Source organism: Sulfodiicoccus acidiphilus (genome assembly GCF_003967175.1).
GTDB classification, from domain to species: Archaea; Thermoproteota; Thermoprotei_A; order Sulfolobales; family Sulfolobaceae; genus Sulfodiicoccus; species Sulfodiicoccus acidiphilus.
The window spans coordinates 166,627-183,298 of the sequence record NZ_AP018553.1 but is presented as its reverse complement, the minus strand read 5'-3'; the positions used below and the strand labels follow the sequence as shown (position 1 = coordinate 183,298).

The window sequence follows — 16,672 nt, the reverse complement described above, 5'->3', positions numbered from 1 at the left end:
TTTTGCTTGATAGAATGTTCGAACAATAAGGTAGGGATGTCTTTCTTTGGTTATTGCCTTCTGTGAGGAAACAAGAAGTTTAATGATTTTCTTAACCATAAATTTCCCTTAGGAATAATATATATCACGTAAAAGAAAATCCTGAAGCCGACCTTATTCATGCACCGATGTATGAAGTTAGTTATAATTTTGGTATTAAGCTTCCTTATATATCGATTTCCATAGGAGGTGGGTCATTGGGACTTCCCTCGCGTTCATTTCGTAAGTAGAATAAACACTTATAGCAGGAGTATCTAAAGGGGGTATTATGAGCAAAAGCTATACCAAATGGAAGTGTGGTTTTTGCGAGAATCAGATCGCTTGGGAAGAGCCTTTTACCTACATGTCGAATAAGACGGTCGTTCACTTCACATGTCTTAAGGATCGTGCTCTACGAACTCCGAAGGGGGATCAAGAAACACTCAGGGCAGTTCTGGATTCGCTGGAAGAGGAACTCACTTCTATTCAGAACTACAAAGCAAGGCTATCAAAGATAACAAACGATGAGGTTAGGAAAGTCCTAGATCAGGCAGAAAAGGACGCTGAGAAGAACGCTGGAATCCTTACTAGAATGATCGAGAAACTCAGCAACGTCTTAGAATCCTAAAATTCATTTATAAACTTCTCCGCTTTCAACGTCTCTGTTCACTATACGGCCTGGGTATATTATGGCCCTTGAACCCACTTTCACTCCAGGCAGGATACTAACATTGATACCTGTTTTGACGTATCCTCCGATGATCGCTCCCATCTTCCTTCTTCCGGTCGACACTTTGGTGCCCTTGATACTCATTTTTACTTCTGATTCGTCGAATCTAAGGTTAGCTACTATTGTCCCCGCGCCTAAATTCACTTCCTCACACACCACGCTGTCTCCAACGTAGTTTAAATGAGGGAGCTTCACACCTTCCATTAAAACAGTCTCCTTTACTTCAACAAAAGAACCTACTTTGGATTTCCGTCCTATTACTGTGTAAGGTCGAATGTGAGCTAAAGGACCGATCTCAGCACCTGATCCTATGTAGGCGGGACCCTCTATTACAGTTCCAGGCTTCACCTCGGCTGTCTCCTCTACAAAGACTTTCCCAATTACCTTCACATCCTCGTGTACTTTACCTTTTAACTCCGTTCGTAATTCTGCGTCCATTACAGTTTTGTTGGCCTCTATCACCTGCCAAGGTTTCCCCACATCCATCCACATTCCATCGTGAATGAGAACACTCACTTTTGTTTGACTGGCTAAAACATTTATGGCATCTGTGAGTTCAAGTTCGTTCCGAGGAGAAGGGAGAAGTTTATCTATGATAGAGAAGACCTCACTACTCAGTTTATAGATTCCCCCATTCACGATGTTGGATGGTGGGTTCTGGGGCTTCTCTATAATCTTCTCGAGCTTGTTTCCAGACGATAATATAACACCGTAATTAGAAGGATTGGAGACTTTAACCCCGAGAATTGTGTTGCCCGGCGCGTCGACCACCTTGCTTATTGCTCCTTCATCAAACAAAAGGTCTCCGTAAACTACGAGGAAGCTATCCTCGTTTAGTCTTAAGGATGATAATGCCGCCGCGGTTCCTAGGGCACCTGGCCGTTGCTGAATAACCGTAGTCTCGAAATACCTCTCTCTTAGTTCCTGGTTTCCAATTACTATTACTTGATCAACATATCTCTTTAATATATTAACTATTCTCTCCAACAGGGTCGTACCCATGAGCGGGATGAGCGGCTTTGGCCTAGTCTGAGTTATAGGCTCTAACCTCTCTCCACGGCCGGCCGCTAGAACTACGGCTTTCAAAAGAACTCACTGAGCCGGTAACCTTAGAACCTTACTTTTCTCTATCTCAACCTTCCTAAGTGGATAAATTTTCTTTCCTACCTCGAACAGATCGTTAGAGAGCTTCCCAAATACAACGTCCTGAATGAACTGATCAAAGGAAGACTCTTGCGCCTTCTTCTTCAAAACCTCACTCATTATATTCCTAAGGGCCGTCCTCTGGGATCTATGACACCTGTATGTAGTTAAGGCTAGTCCCTTCAGCCTCATAGTATATCCATCCTTCGTGGTAACATCTACAATGACATTGACCTTTGAACTCTTTCTTCTTATTAATGATCTTATGTAGTCTCTCGACATCTCGTGACCCACGAACATGGTGTCTAGTCTCTCTCCATTGTTCTTAGCCGCCTTAAAGTAGAGATGGACATGTATCATACTCGTGTCTCCAGAAAGCTCGTACAGAGTGGTTTCCACTTTTCTACCAAGGGCCATTTCAGCAGAGTAGGCCGGAGTTACGCCTAACTGCACCTCCCCAAAGATCCTTGGCGCGAATATGGGATACCACCTCTTGGCTCTCCACTTGTCCTTCACTGAGGTTGCTTTCTGAGGCATCTTGCCCACATCTATAAGATGGCCAATTAAATCTTTTCACCGCCACACACCCTCAAGCTTCAAATACAACTTTCTCATGAGCCGCATAAGAGTCCTAGCCTCGGCTTCAGTTCTCACGCCCCTGAAAATGACTCTCTTAGTTACTATGTATGCTCTCTCGTCCACACTCCTTCCCTTCACCTGTTCGTAGAGCAACCTCACATATTTGTCTAGGAGAGATAGTGACTCAGCATTGACATTTCGTTGATCCCTGTTCGCCTCACGTCTGAACTCGTAGAGAAGGATAGATACGGCGTGTGACAGGTTAAGAACCGGATACTCCTTAGAGGCCGGGATGTGAAGTAGAAAGTCTGCCATGGAGATCTCTTCCCGCGTCAACCCAACGCTCTCTCTTCCGAAAATTAGAGCAGTCCTCTTGCCTCTCCCTACTTCTGCCGCAGTCCACGGGGGAATTGAAAGTCTCAGAATGTCTCCTGGATTGTCGGCATCACTGGAAGTTGCCATCTTCAAGTCCACACCTTCCAAAGCCTGAGACAAGGTATCGACCACCTGAGCCTTCAGCAGGGCCTCTTTACCATGAGCGGCGAAATTGAGGGCAGAGCGCAGATCGCATCTGGGGTTTACGATGTATAGCTGCTCAACGTCGAAGTTACGACAAAGGCGTGCCACGAAACCTACGTTATATTCCCCCTCAGGTTCCACCAGTACTACTCTTATCATCTACTCCTTCGAAAGCAACAAGCTCTTCGAAACCTATAACTTTAGTCTTGGACCTAAATGCAAATCCCGACTTACTTAAGAAAGTCATTAATTCATCTAAGTCCCCTAAAGAGGATGCCAAGAAGTAATATCGTCCTGCTCTCAGACTCTGAAGGAACTTAATAAGAACATTGTTCCCAGTTTTACCACCAGACCAACTGTAATGTAACCACGTAGTATATTCCTCAAAGGGAAGATAAGGAGGATTGAAGATGCCTACATCTACTTTGAATTTTCTGAGGCATGTCAATAAATCACAATTCAGTACATTGACGTCAACCTTGTTTAACCTTGAAGAACATAGAGAAGCTTCAGCTGCCTGGGGATTTACATCGATCATTGTAACCCTTCCTCCGAGCATAGCTGCCCTCACGCCTAACACGCCTGTTCCCGATCCCACTTCTAGAACAGATTCGCCTGGCCTCACCTGGATAAGTTCCATCAGTAACGCCGTGTCTTCGGCGGGTTCGTAAACCTCATCGTTTAGGCACAACTTAAGCCCAAGGAACTCAAAAGTACGCAAACCTCTCTTGGTTTAAAGGACCTTACTTTCCTTGATAAATCTGACTTCAGTCCACAAAACGAGGCCGCCCTTCTGAGGCTCTTGTTTCTGAATCTTGAGATACAAGATAATACTCTGTCTAGCTCTTCACTATATTCCCTTTTCCTTCTCATTTCAACCAGCGTAGAATAGACTTTAGGTCTGGGTCTAAAGCTGCGCGGGGATATAGTAAGCTTTTCTGAAATGTCAAAAGTGTAGTTCGCTATATATGAAATATAAGTAGGTTCGGTTAGAAGTTTACTAACGAAGTCAGATTGAAGTATAAGTATTAATCTAGACACCTGACTCGCAGCGGAGAGTTTCATAAATTCTCTAGATATAGAGAACGGAAGGGATGAGAACACTTCCCCCCTTAAAAAGGGTGGGCTCTTCGCGTCTGCGAGTACTGGATTGAAACCCCTTATGTAGGGGATAAATCTCTCGTCCAACTCAACGCATAAGTCAGGATGGAGGAACTGGCTCAGAGAACCTTCTCCACATCCCACCTCTATTATAGGTCTATTAGTCGCGAAGGACGAGACGATTTGGGCAACCCTCTTGTCAACTAGGAAGTGTTGAGAAAGGCTTTTCCTCGCTTTCAAGTTCAAATCCGCAGCCTCTCGAGGGAGCCGACGAAAACTGCTTTACTATTAAACGGGTAAACGAACAGGTTGTACTTCTCTCCTCCCTCTAACTCCAACAGGATTCGGCGAACTAGAATTTCCTTCACGTTCTTCAAGCCCGTCCTTGCCTCTATGTCCTCAAAACTGTCAAACTTCCTTTTCCCTCGCTCATCAAGGATCTTCCTCAAGGAACCCTTGCCTATACCTGGTAGGAGCTCTAACGAGTGCAGCTTCAACGTTAACGACTCAGATAAGTTGAAGAAAGATACGAACTCGCTCTTTCTATCCTCGACTATCCTTTCCAATATCCTAGGAAGTACGTCCTTAGCGATGGAAGTAAGGTCTTCCACACTTATTACGTCGTCTATCTTTAAAATGTTCAGCTCTTCAAGGTCCAACAACTGCTCCGGCCTTATCTCGACGTCTTCCACTTTGGGAGAGCCATCCATGAGAAGGAAGTAGTCTCTCCCGAGAATCTGAAGCACGGGCTTATTTTGGTGATACTTATGCCTATCTAACGGATTTCCTTCCTCCATGAAATCCAATACGTAGACGTACCTCTCCCTCGGTCGTTTCCTCTGCAGCAAATGTTTCCCCTGCATTACAAGTTTGTTTAGAGGTGTAAAAACTTTCAAGACTTCACATATTTCCTTACAATCTCTAGTACACGATCTAGCTCCTCCGTAGTATAAGTCTTCCCCTCCAACGTTAAGAGTGTTCTAAGCTCCTCGTGAGTCTTAGGACATATGCTAGCTATCATCACTTTCGTTTCTTCCTTTGATAGTAAACCATCTAGCTCCTCTACTATTTTCGAAGCATCCTCGGCACTGCATTTAGATACCGAATTTAGGTACTCGTAAGTCCTTTGAAGGATAGTCGAGGTCTGTCCAGATTTCACTACTTCCCCTAATATCTTGCCCGCCACGGAGTAGGGGATGTACTTCTCCTCAATTATCTGGAGGGGCGTACTGTATCACCTTAAGGGAGACAAATGCTCAGGCCTAACTATTATCATCTTTTCTTTCTTTCCCAACTTAGTTACAACCAAGTAGGCCTTGCCTCTTGAGCCTATAACGGTTCCAACTAGACCTTGATACCTTCTATGAGGCATCCCTTTGTGAATGGAGCTGTTGATCTTTATGACCACTTTCTCCCCCTTTTCATACTTCTTCATCAAATTACTAAGAGGGGGTACAGCTCCCCTCTCTCTCACTGACTTCCTAAGCAGACTCCTGCTCCTAGCTCTATTCCCTCGACTAGCCTTGACCATGTAATGTCCCTGCGTACTTGACTGCTCCACGTAAATAAGTTTTGCCACTTCAACCTCAGAAGGGCAGCGTTGTTCCTCCTTTTTCCCGTCCTTTTTCCCGTCTTTCTACCCGCTTTTTGATCTCGCACAGTTAGTAAAACTGTTAGTAGCACTTAAGGAAATAGCAACAAAGGAAGAAGTCCCTAACCGATGGAAGTACCATGAGCGAATACTCCCAACCACCGTCTTGGGCCTTTTCGAGAGACTTAGGCTTTTATGGTAGGGACTGTAAATTGAAGAGGTGAGGACAGGTAGTTTAGGTAATGGCAGGTTATTGATCAATTTGGATTCCAAAGGTAACATAATAGATCTTTACTATCCTCACGTCGGCATGGAAAACCAGAGTAACGGAAGAGGTGTGGAATTCTCGATTTACGTAGATGGAACAGTTTTGCGGCCCGATGCCTTCACTTCAACGACGAGGTACCTTAATTCGTCGATGATCTTCGAGACAATCCTAAACGGGAAGGAAGTTACTGTCACCTTCCAAGATTTCGTTGACCCTGATGAGCCAATCTTCTACAGAATAATTAGCATTAATTCCGAAGCCAAGAAAGAGGCCTCAATTTACTTCATTAACAAAATCGCACTATATGGCAATGATATAGGAGATACAGCATTTTACGAACCCAAGAGTAAGTCGATAATACACTACAAGTCGAAGAGGTACGTAGCATTCAAGTTAATCGGTCAAGAAGATGGTGGAGTATCATTCACGATAGGAAAGGGTGACGCTGAGAGTGACATTAACGACGACAAACTGGAGGGCTATCCGATAGCCCAAGGACGCGACGTCACTTCTATAATAGGCTACAAAATGAAACTGAGTCCTACAAAACCGAGCAAGGCATACTACGCTATAGGTTTTGGAAGAAATCTAGACGACGTCAGAAATTTGGTGTCTAAAGTAGACAGAACGAATATAGAGGCCTCGTTCGCGAGAACATATCTTCTTTGGTCAAACTGGTTAAGGTTGTGCAGGATCGTTGAGGTCCCAGAGGAGCTGAAGGAGCTATTGTCCGTGAGTCTATTCGTGATAAGGTCGCACCTCGGAAACAATGGATCCCTTATAGCCTCGTCCGACTATAGCTTCGTTAAGCTATATGGCGACGGCTATTTCTACTGCTGGCCAAGAGACGCGGCCTACGCTGCGCATGCCCTCGATATCGCGGGTTACGGTGACTTAGCCCTCAGGATATACAGATTTCTGGCCTCCCTTCCAACTCAAGGAGGAGCCTTGTATCACAAGTACAACAGTGATGGCACTCTAGCTAGTTCTTGGCACCCGTGGTATATGGGAAGCAGGGAAATACTTCCTATACAAGAGGACGAGACGGCTTTAACTGTGTGGGCACTGGCTACGCACTTCGACCTCTACAGGGATTTAGACGACGTCACAGAACTATACAAATCCTTCGTCAGGCCAGCAATGAAATTTATGATATCTTACACAGAAGATGGACTACCGAAGCCAAGTTTCGACCTCTGGGAGGAGAGGTATGGTATACACCTCTTCACAGTTGCTACTGTTTACGGTGCCCTAACAGCGGGATCTGAGTTGGCCGAGAGCGTAGGGGATAGAGGGCTAGCAGTAGATGCTAGAGACGTGGCTAAGCAGATGAAGGAACGAGTTAAGAGTAGAATGACCGCAGAGGATAGGCTTGTGAGACGCCTCGATGAAGCTGGCAACAAGGATTTGACAGTTGACTCTAGTCTCTACGCGTCTTTCTTCTTCGGACTGTTTTCCCCACGTGAACCACTGGTAGTTAACACGATGGAAGTGGTTGAGGAGAAACTCAAGGTGGGAGGGGGAATAATCAGGTACGAGAACGACCTATATCAGAGGCGAAAACAGGCTCCAAATCCGTGGATTATTACCACGCTCTGGTTATCCGAACATAAAAGTGCCTTAGGTGATAAAGATGGTGCCATGTCTTACATAAAGTGGGCAGCAAACCACAGAACTCCAAGCTATATGTTGCCAGAACAAGTGGACCCAGAAACTGGCGAGTCTGTCTCCGTGACTCCGTTAGTTTGGTCACACGCAGAGTTAATTATAGCGCTGAAGTCTCTTCTTTAGTAGATTAGGATGGACCTGGACGACTGCCTCTCCAGCGAGTGGATACTGCCGAACGGGCTCGGCGGTTATTCTTCCTCTACCCCATGCGGTATAAATACAAGAACATACCATGGTTTACTGGTTTCGGCGACACTACCACCTCAGGGGAGGAGAGTCGTCCTCTCTAAACTGGAGGAATGGATCTACGATGGCGAGCAGGAGTTTCCAATGTCTTCTAACACGTACCCGGACATAATATATCCTCAAGGTCACGTTTATTTGGATACATTCGAATGGGGATCTAATTATGTTAAATGGATCTACAGGTTTCCTAACTGTTCCATTGTGAAGGTCCTAATTCCCCATGTAAGAGAAAATGCTGTGACAGTGAAATATAGAGTAGAAGGGAAATGTGAGGTGAAGATATTACCCCTAGTGACGGACAGGAGTCACCACTTAACTAGAAGGAGCGGATTCGCTACCTTCGTTACTAAGAGTGAGGGGCAAGAAATAGTAGTTAGGGAGGGAGATCGCGAGCTCCTGAGGGTTTGGTCCGACAAAGCTTACGCAATGCAGAGGACTGGTTTCTGGTATTATAACTTCAATTACATAAAGGATAGGGAACTAGGTAACAACTACGTTGATGACCTCTACAACCCAGTTGCGATTAAGTTCACCTCAAGGCAGTTTGAGTTGGGTTTTGGGACAGTTAGGTCGTCTCCCCCAGACTTGGAGTATACTCCAGACACTGTGCTGGGAAAAATGAGGAGAGCTGCCTTAGACTTCTTAGTCAAAGGATCCAGAGGTCCAGCTATAATAGCGGGATATCACTGGTTCGGCGAATGGGGAAGGGACACCATGATAGCTATGGAGGGAATTCTCCTGATGAATGGGTTGTTCACTGAGGCTAGAGAAATACTCCAGAGGTACATTGATTTCTCTTTTAGAGGGTTCCTACCTAACCAATTTAGGGAATATGACGGTGAACCTATCTACCGCGGAGTTGACGTAACTCTATGGGCTATTAACTCGGTCTACTCATACTACAACTACACACATGATAAGGAGTTTGTGATAAAGAACTTAGATAAACTGATCGAGGCGATCGAATGGTACCTGAAGGGTAACGGTGTTGTGAGAACCCACAATGGACTACTTTTTCATAGAGGTGCGCCGCTGACGTGGATGGACGCCCAATACAACGGTAGAACGGTCACACCGCGTGAGGGGGCCGCAGTAGAAGTTAATGCTTTACTCTATAACTCGTTGAGAGTAATTGGGAAACTGTCGGAAGAAATAGGAAGGGAGCCCATCTTCCTAGATGAGGCTGAGAAGCTAAGAGAGGCTTTCAACAATAACTTCGTGGGAGAGCACGGCCTTTACGACTATATCGACGAGGAGATGAGGCCTAACACCTCCTTAAGGCCTAACCAGATATTCGCCGCTTCACTTCCATTCAAGGTTGTAGAAGAGGATACCTCGAGAAAGATAGTAGAGGTAATAGAGAGAGAACTCTTGAGACCTTTCGGTCTAAGCACACTTTCTAGATCAGATCCCCAATATAAGCCAATATATGCGGGAAATAGAGTTTCAAGAGACGAGGCGTACCATAATGGCCCGATATGGCCATGGTTGCTCGGAGCCTACGTGGATGCGAAGATTGATATCGAGAAGGATCCCGTAAACATAAAGTCCCTAATAGCCTACTTCGAACCGCTGACCTCCTACGCTAGGGCAAATAGGGGATTCGTTCCAGAGCTCTTCAATGATGTGGCCCCATACAGACAAGGAGGCTGTATTGCACAGGCCTGGAGTGTAGCGGAGGTCCTTAGAGGATTGAGCAGACTGTTGTCAGTATGACGTTTTTAGGCTTAGAGTCTCCTTAAAATCCGTGAAAGTTCAGACTAGGGTGCTAACTGTTGACCCCCTTAACCCACAGGCTGAGGTTATAGCTGAGGCGGCTAAAGTAATACGAAGTGGAGGCCTCGTGGCCTTTCCCACCGAGACCGTTTATGGATTAGGAGCGAATGCCTACGATCCGCAGGCAGCGACTAGAATATTCTTGGCTAAGGGAAGACCTTCTGACAACCCTCTCATAGTTCACATCGCAGATAAGGAACAGCTATTCGAAGTAGCTACAGAAGTTCCCGAGAAAGCTCTCGAGATAGCGGAAGTGTTCTGGCCTGGACCATTGACAATCATCCTAAGAAAAACTGATAAGATTCCCCCTCAGACCACTGGAGGGTTGGACACAGTGGCGATAAGGATGCCAGCCCATCCAGTTGCTCTACAGTTAATAAAGGAGAGTGGCGTTCCCATAGCTGCCCCCAGTGCGAACAGGTCAGGGAAACCCAGTCCAACCACCGCTTCTCACGTGGTCGAGGACTTGTTTGGGGTGGTTGAGCTAATCCTTGATGGGGGAAACGTATTTTTTGGAGTCGAGTCTACAGTAGTCGATTTAACAAAGGAGCCTCCGATTCTCTACAGACCTGGCCCCTTGGGGCCAGAGGACTTAGAAAAATACCTAGGAAGAGTAGAGCTACCAGATGTAGCTAGAGGTATGGTGTTCGCGGAGAAAGCGATGGCCCCTGGGATGAAGTATAGACATTACGCCCCAGAAAAGAAGTTACTAGTAGTGGAGAAAAGAAGCGAATTAGATAACGTGGTGAGGCTACTGGCAAATCGTATGGATGTTGCCCTGTTGGCTTCTAAGGAGACAATAAATGCATTGAAGGGAATCCCTAAGTGTAACATCGAATTAGGCTCTAGCTCCGATCTCTACGAAATCGCAAAGAACCTCTTCGGTGCATTTAGGGCCTTAGATAAGTCTGAATGTCAAGTTGGAGTCATGGAGCCCTTCCCAGAGAGGGGAATAGGGTTGGCTATAATGAATAGGGCTAGGAAGGCATCTGGAATGGCAATAATAAAGAAGGTGGAAGACGTGTGGAAATACGTTCAGTGATTAAATGTAAACTGCTTCAAATCTCTCTTCGAACGCGTGCCTGGACAACCGACCTTTTATAGGTATAGGGGTACCACAGAATCTACACCTCTTGTTATTGTCCAAGTTCCACGTGACCAGCCTGAAGCCGTCTCTCCCTATGACGACGCGGCCACAGGACGGACAGTATGTACTTTCGTAAGGGTGTCCTGGCACGTTACCTATATAGACATATTTCATTCCCTCCTCCTTGGCGATCTTGTAGTGAGCCTCCAACGTTTCGACCGGCGTCCAAGGTAGATTATTCATTTTGTAGTCTGGATGGAACCTGAGGAAGTGAATCGGAACTTCGTCTCCCAAGGAATCTCTTATAAATCGGACCAACTTCCTTGCATAATCTAGTTCGTCACCCAATTCAGGTATTACGAGATCCGTGAATTCGACGTGAACTCCCCTCCGAGCCAGCTCGACCGCGGTCTCTAGGATAGGTTCTGGTCCTGAGGCCCCCGTATATCTTCTCAAGAACTTAGGGGAGGCATTTCCCTTGAAATCTATGGTAATGGCGTCCAAGAACCTAGAGAGGTACTCAACACCTTCTATCGTACCGTACCCGTTAGAGACGTAAGTGTTAAAGAGTCCATACTTCCTAGCTTCTTGAGCCACGTCGTGAGCAAATTCTGAGAAGATCATAGGCTCATTATAGGTATAGGTCACACCGTCTGAGCCGTAGGCTAGCGCCAGCTCGACTACCTCCTTAGGTGAAAGATTAACGCCTTCAACTCGCCTCCGCTGGCTTATCTCGTAATTCTGGCAGTACATGCACATCCAAGAACAACCTGTGGTGGAAATCGAGAATACCTTAGAGCCCGGGTTGAAGTGGACCAGCGGCTTCTTCTCTATGGGATCTACATGGGCTGCCTCTACTAGACCATAAACATCCAAGTGAAGTTTTCCGCCCTTGACGGATCTGACTCCGCAGAACCCTGACTGTCCCTCTCCTATCAAACACTTCCTCGCACAGGCTAAACACCTTACCCTCCCTCCCTCCAGTCTGAAGAGCGACGCCTCCATACTATTATTAACTGTGGACCTACACTAAATCTTATGAGGTTCCTGCTCTTTTTCAAATCTGAGAGGGACGCCGAAGAAGTCAAGAAGTACCTTAGAGGCTCAAACCTAGATGTAATAGATGTGAGGAGGGGTAAGCTGTTAGAGGTGGACCTAAGAGGAGAACAGAAGGACCTAGAGGTAGTTAAGACGATGATGGGAGAGCCCCTAGAAGTAGTCAACGCTGAACGCCTAACGGGAAGTTTCTGGGAGAAGTTCAACAGTGAGAGGTTTTGGGAGTGTCATGAGTTATTAGAGGATAGATGGAAAGTTAGTTCGGGAGAAGAGAGAAAGTACCTACAGGCGTTAATATTCCTTTGCACCTCCTTGCTTAAGTATAGGAAAGGACAAATAGAGGTCTCAAATCAATTATTGGAAAAAGCTCTATCTCTTATATCCGAACTTCCTGAGGAGCGTCTTCCTCTCCTCTATAGCAAATTCGTCCTCAACACCTAGCGGAGACTGTCCATCAACTACTCCCACGATTCCTCGTCCCTGATCTGTATGAGCCACAATGACTTGTAGCGGATTTGCTGTAGCAGCGAAGATCCTCACAACTTCCTGAACAGATTTTACTTGATTTAAGATATTGATGGGATATCCATTTTTTATATAAATAAAGAAGATGTGACCCGCTCCTACTTTGAGACATTGTTCTACAGCTAGGTTGGTCAATTCTTCATCATTTCCCTCTTTCCTCACCAACCTCTTCCCACTGGCTTCAGAAAAGCAAAGGCCGAACCTCAGGTGGGGACTTGAAGTGACCAAGGCCTCATATAAATCCTCCACCGTCTTTATGAAGTGAGCTTGTCCTACTATAACATTTGTTCCTTCAGGGATGTCTATCTTCACGACATCCAGCTTTAACGACATAATTAGTTCCTAGCGACAAAACTATTTAGCGATTATGTTAATCCAATTTCCTCATGGCCTTAAGGAGTAGGCTTTATAATTTCACTGTAAAAGTAATGAGTCCATAAGTAGAGTCTTCTCTAATAATTTACTTAAGTTTCTTAAGAATGTTAAGAATAACTATATAGATATTATCATTTGTAAAGATAGGCATAATCGATTTCTATCTGTTCACTCTGAGTCAAGTGCACTTTTATTGTTTCGTGAAGAACAGTAACTAGGACCGTATAATCCCCTGAAGGTAACTGGAACGTTACTATCCCATGGGGATTAGTTGCATTCTGAGCTACAATACCGCTAGGTCCACTAACCCAGACCTCAGCGTCACTGAGCGGAGAAGTTCCTCCAAATGGGCCGTAATTTATGAGCACCTTTACCTCGAGTTCATTCTCCCCATTTATTGATGAAACCGAAATGGGAGTCACGGTCACAATGGTCCTATAAGACGAAAGGGCGTAAACACCTATAGAGGTAACGGCCAGAACAATTACCATTAGAGCTACAACTATAGTCCTACTCACGCGTCGTAAAGCATTTTTCCCAATATATAAATGATGTGCAACGATGCCTAAACTACATACACTGCGCGAAGTACTGAAGTACATTGCCTACATGAATTTAGCTCCAATGTTAAGAAGATATCTTATACTAGGTGCTTTCGATGGAATCGTCCTAGCCATGAGCGTAATAATACCATTATACACAATAGGGGCTAGGCCCGAGACGGTGTTACTAACAGCACTGGGGGGACTCGTAGGAATCGCGATTTCATCGGCGGCAAACTCTCTCATAGTAGAATCGGAAGAAAGGAAAATCGAATTAAAGAATTTGGAAAGACAGTTAATGAAGAGGCTAGATGGAACAATTTATGATTATGGAGCTAAGGTCGCTATTGTCCTTTCGGCAACAGTTCACGGATTGTCGCCCATGTTGGGCTTGATCCCTGTCCTAACATATGTTTTAATAGGGGGGAGAATAGGAATATTGTTAGCAATAGTTTCTCTAACTTCGACGTTTGTAGCGCTAGGTTTCGTTTATGAGGGAAGACTGGAGGACAAATTGAGGACCTCGGTAGTTATGGTTTTAGCCGGTTTAATTTCAGCTGGACTGGTTTATGGGGTAACTAGATAACGACCCCTCTCCTCACTGTCCCAATGACGTAGCTTTTACAACGAGTGGGTTAAGGAGGCAAAAAGCCTCTCCGTTTACGGCGGGGATGGATAGCCTCTTATATTTAAATACTTCTTTTCTAAATTTTTCTTAGTGATGCTAGCGATGCCCCTCTCCAGCTCGATCTAGGGTTTGATGGAACTGAGGGAGGAACTAGCATCTTCCTTTCCTCTTAAGGGACTAGACGTCTTGAAAGAAAGTTCTATCTTTTCACGTGAGGGGCTCTCTTGCTACCCCGACTGCCCAGCAAAATGAGAGACGTAATCCCGAATCGATGGTGGGAACGATGAGCTCTATGGGAAGGGAACCCCCACCCTTCCAGGGTGGGAAGGAGTCAGTATGCTGGAATTCAGAGCCACCAACCGGTTGCACTCCAACATCCATAGCGAGACAGAAGTTCTCTACATGAAGCTTTCTGACCTTTATCACATTCCTCACAGAGCTTACCGTAGTCCGAAACAGTCTTTTCGTCACAGACGAGCTTTCCACAGATCTCAACACATATTCTAAATCCGTCGGAGGAGTAACAATTCATGCAGGGAAATGATCCGTTGAGAAAAAAAACACTAGGTAACAATAAGCAGAATAAATGAAACAGGTCCCGCCGCGGGGACTTGAACCCCGGACCACCCGGTCCCCGCGCCCCTATCTACAGCCGGGCGCTCTACTACTGAGCTACGGCGGGACACCCTTACTCGGCCTCAACCAGAATATAAGTTTTAGCTGAGCTATCTCAGCCATCGACTTCTTTTACAACTAAGAAGGCACTGAAATCTCGGTTTACCAAGCACGCACAGAAAGTAGGAAGGAGAAGCTACACACTTCTTGATCCCCAATCTTTATAAATCACTCGAGGTTCATGTGAGACTGAAGGTGCAGTGGTTTGGCAGAAACTGCCCATAAGATGCTCTCAGATTCAGTGGGTAACGTAATTCTCGTAAAATTAAAAGGGAACAAGGAGGTAAGAGGTATACTAAAGAGCTACGATCAGCATATGAACTTAGTTCTAGTAGACTCTGAAGAGATACAGAGTGACGGAAACGGTAAGAAGCTAGGTACGATAGTAATAAGAGGAGATAACGTCATACTGATATCTCCTATACCGCAGTAAGGTGAGATAGTTGAAAGGGACACCTTCCTTTGGCAAAATGAACAAAGGGGGCACTCACATAAGATGCAGGAGGTGTGGCAGAAATTCCTACAATGCCGCTAAAAAGTATTGTGCTGCATGTGGCTTCGGGCGTTCCGCAAAACTGAAAAGGTTCGATTGGCAGAACAAGAAAATAAATGGAATAAGGTTAAGATAACATGTCATATAATTGGAGTTGGCACATCGAGTGGCAAACACCCTACGAGTTTCACGCTCACGGTATAACCAACGTGTTTTTCGACAAACAAACTGATTTCCAAAGAATTATGCTTGCCAACCTTCATAGATTCGGAAAAACCCTCATAATAGACGGGAAGATACAGTCTTCGGTAGAGGACGAATACATTTATCACGAATCTTTGGTACACCCTCTCCTACTATCGCTTAACGAACCTAAGGAGGTCCTAATCCTAGGAGGGGGAGAAGGAGCCACCCTGAGGGAAGTCCTCAAGCACAGATATGTAAGGAAGGCAGTTATGGTAGATATAGACTCGACGGTTATAGACGTTGCGAGGAATTACATGAAGGAATGGCACGCCGGTGCCTTCGAGGATCCAAGGACGGAGCTAGTGATAGGGGACGGGTATGACTACGTGAAGAAAAGTAGTGAGGTTTTTGACGCGGTCGTACTGGATCTTACGGATCCCATGAGGGAATCTACCTCGTACAAACTATACACGAAAGAGTTCTATGAAATACTGTCCTCAAAAGTGAGGGATGGGGGCGGCATAGTTACCCAAGCTACTTCTCCCTCATTTTCCCTAGAGGTGTTCAGCGTTATAAACAATACCTGCAGGGTTGTATTTGGTAACTCACATCCCTATATCACATACATACCTGCGTTCGATGGGTTGTGGGGATTCGTGGCATCTATAAAAGGAGGAGGCTCTATAATTAAAAGTGAAAAGGTGGATGAGGAAGTTAAGGAGAGGATAGTTGGAGAGCTCAAACATTATGATGGACCTACTCATGCGTCGATGTTCAACATACCTAAGGGATTAAGAAGAATCCTGAACTTTGAGAAAAAAGTATCCACCGAGTCCAATCCGGTGGTTGTACCAGCTTAACTTTATAACGTTAAGGGAAATCTTCACCTGCCGGGGTGCCCGAGTGGTCAAGGGGGTGGGCTCGAGACCTAATTTCCAGCTGGGAGAGGGACCCACTGCTCTTCAAGAGCGCGCGGGTTCGAATCCCGCCCCCGGCGCCCTTCTCTGAGGAACTTAAACTCCAATCCAGAAACAATAAGTCGAATCGCACATCAAACAGTGTGGACGTCGAAAAGATCCTTAGATCCCTTCTATGCCCTTTCCACCTAACTTTTTGGAAAGTATTTCCTTCACTCTACTCTCCACTTCATCTTCCTCGTATTCCTCCTCTTTTTCATTTTCCTCCTTTCTCCTCATAGCGAAAGCGCATCTATTTCCTGGAAGCAATGCTCTCTTCTCGCAATAAGCGTACTGACAGTCTCCAGTTATACAGGTATCACCTACCCACCTGCACTTGCCAATCTTGTACGGATTTCCCTTCATGTACTTCATTGTTATCATTAGGGCCTTCTTATTGCACTTGAAGTAGGGACAAAGGTAGTTACACTTATCTCCTAATGGCATGGGTTTCGGTTCGCCATCCCCTATCTCTCTCCTCTGGTCTCTCGGTGGCCTACTCTCTCCGAA

At 45.5% G+C, this 16,672-nt stretch carries 21 protein-coding genes and 2 tRNA genes; 10 read left to right on the top strand and 13 right to left on the bottom strand.

Annotated features, from left to right (window positions below):
- The first annotated feature begins 307 nt into the window (after positions 1-307).
- Positions 308-646 carry a DUF2175 family protein gene (locus HS1genome_RS01050; protein WP_126449133.1) on the top strand — a complete coding sequence of 113 codons (339 nt, stop codon included), beginning with the start codon at positions 308-310 and terminating at the stop codon, positions 644-646.
- A 3-nt stretch (positions 647-649) separates the two neighbouring features.
- On the opposite strand, the gene glmU is transcribed toward HS1genome_RS01050, so the two are convergent.
- Genes glmU through HS1genome_RS01010 form a run of 8 tightly spaced genes read right to left on the bottom strand, consistent with a single transcriptional unit; the run spans position 650 to position 5,621 of the window.
- Positions 650-1,834: a bifunctional sugar-1-phosphate nucleotidylyltransferase/acetyltransferase gene (gene glmU / locus HS1genome_RS01045; RefSeq protein ID WP_126449132.1), complete on the bottom strand. Its 1,185-nt coding sequence runs from the start codon at positions 1,832-1,834 to the stop codon at positions 650-652.
- Between the two features lie 6 nt (positions 1,835-1,840).
- The gene (locus HS1genome_RS01040) at positions 1,841-2,428 is read right to left on the bottom strand and encodes a 30S ribosomal protein S3ae (protein WP_126449131.1); all 588 of its coding nucleotides are present in this window, start codon (positions 2,426-2,428) and stop codon (positions 1,841-1,843) included.
- A gap of 36 nt (positions 2,429-2,464) precedes the next feature.
- Positions 2,465-3,148 carry a tRNA (cytidine-2'-O-)-methyltransferase TrmJ gene (trmJ, locus tag HS1genome_RS01035; RefSeq protein WP_126449130.1) on the bottom strand — a complete coding sequence of 228 codons (684 nt, stop codon included), beginning with the start codon at positions 3,146-3,148 and terminating at the stop codon, positions 2,465-2,467.
- Positions 3,120-3,710, bottom strand: a complete 591-nt coding sequence (locus HS1genome_RS01030) for a HemK2/MTQ2 family protein methyltransferase (RefSeq protein WP_126449129.1) — start codon at positions 3,708-3,710, stop codon at positions 3,120-3,122. Before HS1genome_RS01030 ends, trmJ begins: the two co-directional genes overlap by 29 nt.
- Positions 3,671-4,330: a 16S ribosomal RNA methyltransferase A gene (locus tag HS1genome_RS01025; RefSeq protein ID WP_126449128.1), complete on the bottom strand. Its 660-nt coding sequence runs from the start codon at positions 4,328-4,330 to the stop codon at positions 3,671-3,673. The genes HS1genome_RS01030 and HS1genome_RS01025 overlap by 40 nt, the downstream gene beginning before the upstream one ends.
- Before the next feature lie 2 nt (positions 4,331-4,332).
- Positions 4,333-4,935, bottom strand: a complete 603-nt coding sequence (locus tag HS1genome_RS01020) for a DUF655 domain-containing protein (protein ID WP_373286782.1) — start codon at positions 4,933-4,935, stop codon at positions 4,333-4,335.
- 47 nt (positions 4,936-4,982) lie between these two features.
- Positions 4,983-5,306 carry a DNA-directed RNA polymerase subunit F gene (locus tag HS1genome_RS01015; RefSeq protein WP_126449126.1) on the bottom strand — a complete coding sequence of 108 codons (324 nt, stop codon included), beginning with the start codon at positions 5,304-5,306 and terminating at the stop codon, positions 4,983-4,985.
- 18 nt (positions 5,307-5,324) lie between these two features.
- Positions 5,325-5,621, bottom strand: coding sequence for a 50S ribosomal protein L21e (locus HS1genome_RS01010; RefSeq protein WP_126451250.1), 297 nt, complete (start codon positions 5,619-5,621; stop codon positions 5,325-5,327).
- Between the two features lie 280 nt (positions 5,622-5,901).
- On the opposite strand from HS1genome_RS01010, the gene HS1genome_RS01005 reads away from it, so the two are divergent.
- Genes HS1genome_RS01005 through HS1genome_RS00995 form a run of 3 tightly spaced genes read left to right on the top strand, consistent with a single transcriptional unit; the run spans position 5,902 to position 10,681 of the window.
- Positions 5,902-7,740 carry a glycoside hydrolase family 15 protein gene (locus HS1genome_RS01005; protein ID WP_126449125.1) on the top strand — a complete coding sequence of 613 codons (1,839 nt, stop codon included), beginning with the start codon at positions 5,902-5,904 and terminating at the stop codon, positions 7,738-7,740.
- Between the two features lie 9 nt (positions 7,741-7,749).
- Positions 7,750-9,579, top strand: a complete 1,830-nt coding sequence (locus HS1genome_RS01000) for an amylo-alpha-1,6-glucosidase (protein WP_126449124.1) — start codon at positions 7,750-7,752, stop codon at positions 9,577-9,579.
- A gap of 31 nt (positions 9,580-9,610) precedes the next feature.
- On the top strand, positions 9,611-10,681 hold the full coding sequence (locus HS1genome_RS00995) for an L-threonylcarbamoyladenylate synthase (protein ID WP_126449123.1): 1,071 nt from the start codon (positions 9,611-9,613) through the stop codon (positions 10,679-10,681).
- Here the strand turns inward: HS1genome_RS00995 and amrS are convergent, their stop codons facing one another.
- The gene (gene amrS, locus HS1genome_RS00990; protein ID WP_126449122.1) at positions 10,682-11,731 is read right to left on the bottom strand and encodes an AmmeMemoRadiSam system radical SAM enzyme; all 1,050 of its coding nucleotides are present in this window, start codon (positions 11,729-11,731) and stop codon (positions 10,682-10,684) included.
- Between the two features lie 33 nt (positions 11,732-11,764).
- Between amrS and HS1genome_RS00985 the strand changes: the two genes are divergently transcribed.
- Positions 11,765-12,223 (top strand): DUF309 domain-containing protein, encoded by a 459-nt coding sequence (locus HS1genome_RS00985; RefSeq protein ID WP_126449121.1) that lies wholly within the window; start codon positions 11,765-11,767, stop codon positions 12,221-12,223.
- On the opposite strand, the gene HS1genome_RS00980 is transcribed toward HS1genome_RS00985, so the two are convergent.
- Positions 12,152-12,640: an adenosine-specific kinase gene (locus tag HS1genome_RS00980; protein WP_126449120.1), complete on the bottom strand. Its 489-nt coding sequence runs from the start codon at positions 12,638-12,640 to the stop codon at positions 12,152-12,154. The two genes, HS1genome_RS00985 and HS1genome_RS00980, sit on opposite strands and share 72 nt — an antisense overlap.
- A gap of 173 nt (positions 12,641-12,813) precedes the next feature.
- Positions 12,814-13,200, bottom strand: a complete 387-nt coding sequence (locus tag HS1genome_RS00975; protein WP_126449119.1) for a hypothetical protein — start codon at positions 13,198-13,200, stop codon at positions 12,814-12,816.
- 43 nt (positions 13,201-13,243) lie between these two features.
- Between HS1genome_RS00975 and HS1genome_RS00970 the strand changes: the two genes are divergently transcribed.
- On the top strand, positions 13,244-13,810 hold the full coding sequence (locus HS1genome_RS00970) for a VIT1/CCC1 transporter family protein (RefSeq protein WP_126449118.1): 567 nt from the start codon (positions 13,244-13,246) through the stop codon (positions 13,808-13,810).
- A 638-nt stretch (positions 13,811-14,448) separates the two neighbouring features.
- On the opposite strand, the gene HS1genome_RS00955 is transcribed toward HS1genome_RS00970, so the two are convergent.
- A tRNA-Tyr gene (locus HS1genome_RS00955) sits at positions 14,449-14,534 on the bottom strand.
- A gap of 198 nt (positions 14,535-14,732) precedes the next feature.
- Here HS1genome_RS00955 and HS1genome_RS00950 point away from each other — a divergent pair.
- From HS1genome_RS00950 to HS1genome_RS00935, 4 genes are all read left to right on the top strand, one after another.
- Entirely contained in the window at positions 14,733-14,960 is a 228-nt protein-coding gene (locus HS1genome_RS00950) for an LSM domain-containing protein (RefSeq protein WP_126449116.1), read from the top strand.
- Between the two features lie 10 nt (positions 14,961-14,970).
- Positions 14,971-15,156 carry a 50S ribosomal protein L37e gene (locus tag HS1genome_RS00945; protein WP_126449115.1) on the top strand — a complete coding sequence of 62 codons (186 nt, stop codon included), beginning with the start codon at positions 14,971-14,973 and terminating at the stop codon, positions 15,154-15,156.
- Between the two features lies 1 nt (position 15,157).
- Positions 15,158-16,066: a spermine/spermidine synthase domain-containing protein gene (locus HS1genome_RS00940; protein WP_126449114.1), complete on the top strand. Its 909-nt coding sequence runs from the start codon at positions 15,158-15,160 to the stop codon at positions 16,064-16,066.
- Between the two features lie 29 nt (positions 16,067-16,095).
- Positions 16,096-16,203: transfer RNA gene (locus tag HS1genome_RS00935), tRNA-Ser, on the top strand.
- A gap of 82 nt (positions 16,204-16,285) precedes the next feature.
- Here HS1genome_RS00935 and HS1genome_RS00930 read toward each other — a convergent pair.
- Positions 16,286-16,609, bottom strand: a complete 324-nt coding sequence (locus HS1genome_RS00930; RefSeq protein ID WP_179950436.1) for a hypothetical protein — start codon at positions 16,607-16,609, stop codon at positions 16,286-16,288.
- Positions 16,610-16,672: the final 63 nt, after the last annotated feature.

Excerpts from the sequence above, each read along its gene's own strand:
- HS1genome_RS01050 (WP_126449133.1), top strand. The coding sequence starts at position 308 with ATGAGCAAAAGCTATACCAAATGGAAGTGTGGTTTTTGCGAGAATCAG.
- HS1genome_RS01040 (WP_126449131.1), bottom strand. The coding sequence starts at position 2,428 with ATGCCTCAGAAAGCAACCTCAGTGAAGGACAAGTGGAGAGCCAAGAGG.
- trmJ (WP_126449130.1), bottom strand. The coding sequence starts at position 3,148 with ATGATAAGAGTAGTACTGGTGGAACCTGAGGGGGAATATAACGTAGGT.
- HS1genome_RS01010 (WP_126451250.1), bottom strand. The coding sequence starts at position 5,621 with ATGGTCAAGGCTAGTCGAGGGAATAGAGCTAGGAGCAGGAGTCTGCTT.
- HS1genome_RS01000 (WP_126449124.1), top strand. The coding sequence starts at position 7,750 with ATGGACCTGGACGACTGCCTCTCCAGCGAGTGGATACTGCCGAACGGG.
- amrS (WP_126449122.1), bottom strand. The coding sequence starts at position 11,731 with ATGGAGGCGTCGCTCTTCAGACTGGAGGGAGGGAGGGTAAGGTGTTTA.
- HS1genome_RS00985 (WP_126449121.1), top strand. The coding sequence starts at position 11,765 with ATGAGGTTCCTGCTCTTTTTCAAATCTGAGAGGGACGCCGAAGAAGTC.
- HS1genome_RS00980 (WP_126449120.1), bottom strand. The coding sequence starts at position 12,640 with ATGTCGTTAAAGCTGGATGTCGTGAAGATAGACATCCCTGAAGGAACA.
- HS1genome_RS00970 (WP_126449118.1), top strand. The coding sequence starts at position 13,244 with ATGCCTAAACTACATACACTGCGCGAAGTACTGAAGTACATTGCCTAC.
- HS1genome_RS00940 (WP_126449114.1), top strand. The coding sequence starts at position 15,158 with ATGTCATATAATTGGAGTTGGCACATCGAGTGGCAAACACCCTACGAG.
- HS1genome_RS00930 (WP_179950436.1), bottom strand. The coding sequence starts at position 16,609 with ATGCCATTAGGAGATAAGTGTAACTACCTTTGTCCCTACTTCAAGTGC.